Origin of the sequence: Endozoicomonas sp. SESOKO2, assembly GCF_024606245.1 — a bacterium.
Classification (GTDB): domain Bacteria; phylum Pseudomonadota; class Gammaproteobacteria; order Pseudomonadales; family Endozoicomonadaceae; genus Endozoicomonas_A.
Genome location: NZ_JAHHPQ010000260.1, coordinates 1 through 5,864 on the forward strand (window position 1 = coordinate 1; position 5,864 = coordinate 5,864).

Here is a 5,864-nt window from a genome sequence, read left to right on the forward strand (position 1 = left end):
CGAAGGCGTAGATATCGGTCAGTATATTTGCCTGTTTCGGCGTGTACTGGAAGGGGCCACCCTCATTTTCGACGGCTTTCTCTGCGGCTTTCAGGACTTCCTTTAATTGCTCTATTTCCGCTGTCCTGAATTCTATTTGTCTGTTTAGACGGTCCTGTTTCTGAGTCAGTTGCAGGATCTTACCGCCAGTACCATCAAGCCCGCCCATTTCTATCTGTTTATTTCTCAAGGCATCAACCCGGTCAGCGTAGCGGGCTGTAGGGGCTGGCTTAAGACCCACGTGATCTTCGATGGCTTTGAGCTTCGCTTCATGAGCCTTCAGGGCTTCTTGTGCTTCTGATGTAATTGCTTTTTTCTGTTCCAGAACTAAATCCAGCACTTCTCTACTGCGCTCAAGCTGGGTTTTAGCTTTCGGATTGATGTCTTTGGAATGGCCAATCGCCTGATTTTTAGTGTCTAAAGCTTCCCGGGCCTGCTTTTCTTCATCCTGTGCATTGGCCAATTCCGTTGCTCTAAAATCGTATTCATGCAGGAACTTCCTGACCTGAGCGTATTGTCTCCTTGTTTCAGGCAATTCGCCCAATGCTTGATCGACTTTATCCCGGCCATGAGAGGCTGTATATTCTCTAATGACTTTAATATGGTCTGCTTCTGACTGATTATCAGGGTCATTCTTAAAAGGGATTTTCAGTTCTTTGATGGTATCTCTCAGTTTCTGAACGGTCTCAACTCGCCTTACTGCATCGTCTTCTTTTTGTAAAAAACGTTCTATGTCGTCTAATAGGTCTTCAGGGGTGTGATTGTCATCCTGAGTCAGGCCCAGCTCGGTGTGAATGTGTTTCATGACCTGATTGAGCGCTGTGATGACTTTATCTGTATCAGGGTGAACGTCATCAGGATGCGCGATTACCACTTGTTTACGATGAACAGCATCGAGTTTGCGACGAAGTTTCTCCAGTTCACTGTTAGCTTTTTCTGTGTCACTTTTGGCTTTGGCTACCTCACGATCAAGAACGTATCGTGGTTTAGGTCCCAGACAAGCCATTAGCCTGTCAAGCTCAGCATTAATGGCTGTGATACGCTCATTAAACTTAGGCCAACCCGCCATAAAAACTGCTTTATTCAGCTGTTGGAGTTTTTCTTTAATGAGATGGGTCTGATCATCTGCAGGGGCATCATCTCTATAGCCCTGAATGCCAAGCTGGTAGGCAATTTCATTATGTATTCCTCTTCTTTTACCTTCATCATCGCAGGGCTTGCTTACTGCATCATCCAATGCCTGAAATCTGGCTTTTAGAACAGCTTTCTGATTATTCAGGCTGGCATCTTTTACAATGTCTATTTTCAGATCATCGGCCAGTTTGGCAACGAAATTCTTGCCTCTTTCTTTAGCTGCAACGTGTTCATTCCTGTCGATGCCCAGCTCATCTTCTATAGCCTTAAGCAACCTTGTCTGTTGTGTTGTGGCTCGCAAATCCGAGTCCATGACATAAAGGCTAAGTCGCTCACTAAGTCTTCGAACCTTGGCTATGCTGTTCGCAGGTGTGAAGTCTTCTTCTCCCCAGAGGGCATTATGTATATCACTCAGTTTTTTTTCGGTAACTTCATCGTCGGCAAGTTTTGCAAGAATCCTGTCAAGTCGTTTTCCTTTGTCATCACTTTCATTGACATTGATCCCGAGTATTTCTTCTACGGCTCTCAGTACATCTTGCGCGTCTTCTTCTGCCCGCTCTCTGGCTTCGCTGATGTATGTCTGAATGTCCCTTGAAATAGCCTGACGACGATAGTACTCATCATCCTCGCTATTGAGTTCCCTCATTTCCAGAGCTTCTTCGACGGCACTCAGTTTATCAAGTACTTCAGGTTTGAATCTGGGGTGGCCTGGTGTTCTGATGTCTTGTAGTACATCTTCCAATTCCGAAAGCGTGGTTATCGGATGGCCTGATACTGAGATGTGTTCCAGTTCTTTTTCGAAATCTGCAAGTCTGTAGAGCCTGAGCTGACGATGTTCTATCAGTTCCTGGCGGTCTTCTAATGTGCTGTCTTCATTCAGTTCAAGGCCAAGAACCGTCGCCATAGCTTCCTGCCTGAGTTTGACGAACGTTTCTTCCTTGGCGGCGTGAGTATTCAGTGTCTGAATTCTCTGAATCAGACGTTTTTGCTGGGTCTCAATATCTTCATTGTCATCAAAGTTCTGAATGTTTAAATGTTTGGCAATGCTTGCAAATCGAGCTTTGGTTGCAGCTATTTTTTCAGCGCCTGTTTTGATGCTCTGTTGCCGAAGGTAATCCTGGTCGACCTGATCTATCTGCTGCCTTAAGTGCTGCCGAATGAGGTCTTGACGGTATGCCATTTGCTCTTCGTCACCCGGAACCAGACCCAGCTGAACTTCAAGGTTAGCCAGTCTATTTCGTATTACCCCTTCGATGAGTTCTGTTTGTTGTTGCAGGTGCTGTTGCAGGTGCTGTTCAATGGACTGAAAGCGAGCTTCCAGATCGTTTTCATTGTTGGGAAAGATGTTGTACTGGCCTTCAACGGCCGCCAGTTTTTCTATTACAGCTTTTTTCCGGGACTTTCCCGATCTTTTGATTTTATGAATGTTCTTTCTGATGAGTCTGGCTTGTTCTTCAAATGGCTCGGTCACAACCCAGTTGCTAATACCAAGCCCTTCTGCCAGTTGAACGTAGTAATCGGTTATGGTCTTTTCTATAGGATCACGAACTTCTCGTCTCAGCGCTGGAGTTCGATCAAGTTCCTGCTGAAGTTCCTGTAGCCAGTTTTTCTGTTTTTTCAGCTTTTGTAAATGCTGAAGATGTTGCTCTCCGAGCTGTTCAATGACAATCAGTCTATTCCAGATTGCCTCATCGGTTAATTTTTCCTTCTGTTGCAGATGCCGTTGAATGGACTGAAAGCGGGCATCCAGATCGTTTTCATTGTCTGGAGCAATACCGAGCTGGACTTCAATAGCGGCGAGGTTTGTTTTTACAGCTTCTTCCTCAGGCTGTTTTGTTGCGGCAACGGCTCTGAAGATTTCATTAAGTTTCCCTGTGATGCGTCTGGCTTGCTCTTTTTGTGGCTGGGTGTCATCCCAGTTAACAATACCAAGCTCTTTTGCAAATTGAGCGTTGTAATGATTACTGGCTTCTTTTCTGGCATCACGAACTTGTTGTTCCAGCTCTGGAATTCGTTTGACTTCCCGCTGAAGTTTCCGTTCCTGGTTTTTCAGATCTTCCAGTTTGACACGAACCTCTGCAAGCTCACCCTCAATGTTCTGATAGTGTCGTTGCGTTGTCAGTTGTTCCTCATCATTGGGGTTGGCTTTATCCATTTCGAGATGGTAAAGCTTTTTGAGCTGGGCGAGTCGTACTTCTTTCGTCTGTAGCTCCTTTTGTCTGCTTTCCCTCTCAAGTATTTGCCTGGTCATGTCGGCAACGATTTTGCTGGCAAACTCTTCGTCGTAGTCAAAAGCATTGGCCGCCTCGCCGTTGACAATGGACATAAATTCTTTGAGAAAATGCTCGTTAGTCAGAAGATTTCTCAGTGCGGGTTTGAAGCCGAAATGTTTTGCGAGTTGAACCTGAATCCAGGGTGACGTGATAATCGACTCGGCAACTTTGATGTGTCTTATTGCAAGTTGAAATTCATCTGTCGCGTCCGGGGTGGCGCTACTCAATGCCTGCTGGAGAGATTCATAGTCTGCAAGCATCATCAGTTGATCTTCGTCAAGCTCAGCATTGGGATGAGCGGCCAGCTGATTGGCAAACTGATCCAACAGCTCCATCTGCCTGCTGCGAATGACGTACTGGTAGCTTTTGACCTTATATTTGTTAACTCGTGTTGCTGCTGCGGGGGTGCGGTTGTTAAGCCAGGCTTTTACCCAGAGTTTATAGAGGTTTTCTACGAAAGCGATGTCATGCGGATTCTGCTTCTGACCATGGAAAACAATAACCTCCCCCGGAGCTTCTGATACTTCCAGCTTTGGATAACCCGGAGGCACAGGGTAGACCTCTGTATCATCCTCGGCGTGTACAACATAGCCAACGGGTTTGCTGTATGCCAACAGGTCATTAAGAGCCTGCTGTTGTAAATCCTCTCCCAGGACATGAACCTGGATGTAAGCCGAGGCAGCGGCTGTCAGGAGAACCTCATCATTGACAAAGAGTGATTGACCCAGACTTTGCAGTTCAGGGGGCTGATCGCCCGCAGCGATAAGACGCATAAAGGTACGTCCATTCACCTCTACTTTTTCTACTTCAATGCTGGCAAGGGCAACATAGTGATCACTTCTGCCGAGGCTTCCTGCTCTGTCGTCGACACCTTCCAGCAAAAAAGCCAGTTGTAAGGGGGTGGCGATTTTCGTTGACGGTTCCAATGATGGGACGCAACCCAATTGAGCACGAACAGCCGCAATTGAATCCGGGTCGGTCATTCCGCCTCTGACTTCAATGTGCAGTGCCTTTTTGTCCAGATTATGGGTGAACCTGAAGACGCCTTCATCACCCACCTTCAGGACTTTGGTGTATTTCTGAGCAAGGTTATTCTTGCCTGTTTCAAACTGATCAACACTGTAAACACCACCATCAACACCAGAAAGAACTGCTGTAAAGCTCAGAGAAGGAGGGACATAGTCCGTATTTCTTTGAGACTGGTCAGGGTAAGAGGTGGTAAAAGAGTTGGGTATTGGCTGTTGGTCATCACCTAAAGTTGGCTGAACCATGACTTCACTCCGGATAAACTCCGCATGGCCGTCGCTCTGAATATCAATAGATTTTGTCTGAAGCCTGCGATCGGCCTGTGCCTGTGTACCCATCATGGAGGAGCTGATTGCAACGGCCACGGCAAGACTTAATGCATTGGGGCAAGCATTTGTCATTCTACTACCTCGGAGCTGAAAACTTTTATTACCGTGAAAAGTGATTTCCACACCAGGCGAAGAAGCGGCTGTCAATCGCTCATGGCTGTTAGTCGCGTTTTTTCAGGGAAGGAATACATTCATTCATACCTTCTCTCAGGTGGCTGATTGGTTGCCTGATCAGAAAGAAGCCAGTATGTATTCCTTTATACTGGCTTCTTTTGGATAGCTATGGTGGAATCGTCTACCGGTTTCTAATATCAGAGTTCGTTGTGGGTATTCATAATGTCACCCCAATCTTCATCAAAGTCGAACGACTCCGGATCAGCCTGTTTTGGTTGCACGGCTGCAGAGGGGGGCAGAGGCGCTGAAGTTGTTGTCGCTGAAGTTGAAGTGGGTAATGGTTGGGGTTCAATGTCCTCCCATATCTCGTCTTCCTCAAAGTCATCCACTTTTGCGGTTGGCGTTACTTCGGGCACTGTCAATGAAGTCGCCGTTGTGGATTTGGGGGCAGCCGTTACACCCGGGGTCGCCAAGGGTATCTGACTGGTCACGGATGCCTCACCAGCCGAAGAAGTTAGCGTTTTAGCAACAGGTGTCATCGCCACTTCCGGGGGGGTGGCAGTCGGAGTGGTGACTGCGAACTCAAGGTGAAACGTCATACTTGGAGTTATTATCGGTGTTTCATTGGTCACAGATTTGAAAATACCGGTTGTTGCCGATTCCGTGGTTGCTTCACTGACGTTTTCCCATTCATCCCAATCCAACTTCCCCCTCTTCTCATCAGTATCAAGCAGATCGCCTGAAGCTGAAGGTAAAAAGCTTGATTGAGGAGCATTTTTCTCATGATGGACAGGCACTTTCTTGTCACTGCCCTCCTGCCATTCGTAAAAGGCGCCTAAGGTGTAAGAGTAAGGAACACTTTCTGCGTGGGAGAATGACCATTTAGGCACATTTTCCCTGAAGTATCTCTCCCAGCCATTTTCATACATCTTCATGGTGCGATCACGTC

At 46.8% G+C, this 5,864-nt stretch carries 2 protein-coding genes; both read right to left on the minus strand.

Translation table 11 applies throughout. The features are described from left to right. Positions 1-4,873 (minus strand): hypothetical protein (locus KDK17_RS06165; protein ID WP_257287607.1); only part of this gene is annotated, 4,873 nt, incomplete at its 3' end. A gap of 239 nt (positions 4,874-5,112) precedes the next feature. Next, the coding region (locus tag KDK17_RS06170; protein WP_257287608.1) for a hypothetical protein at positions 5,113-5,864 on the minus strand (752 nt) is incomplete at its 5' end.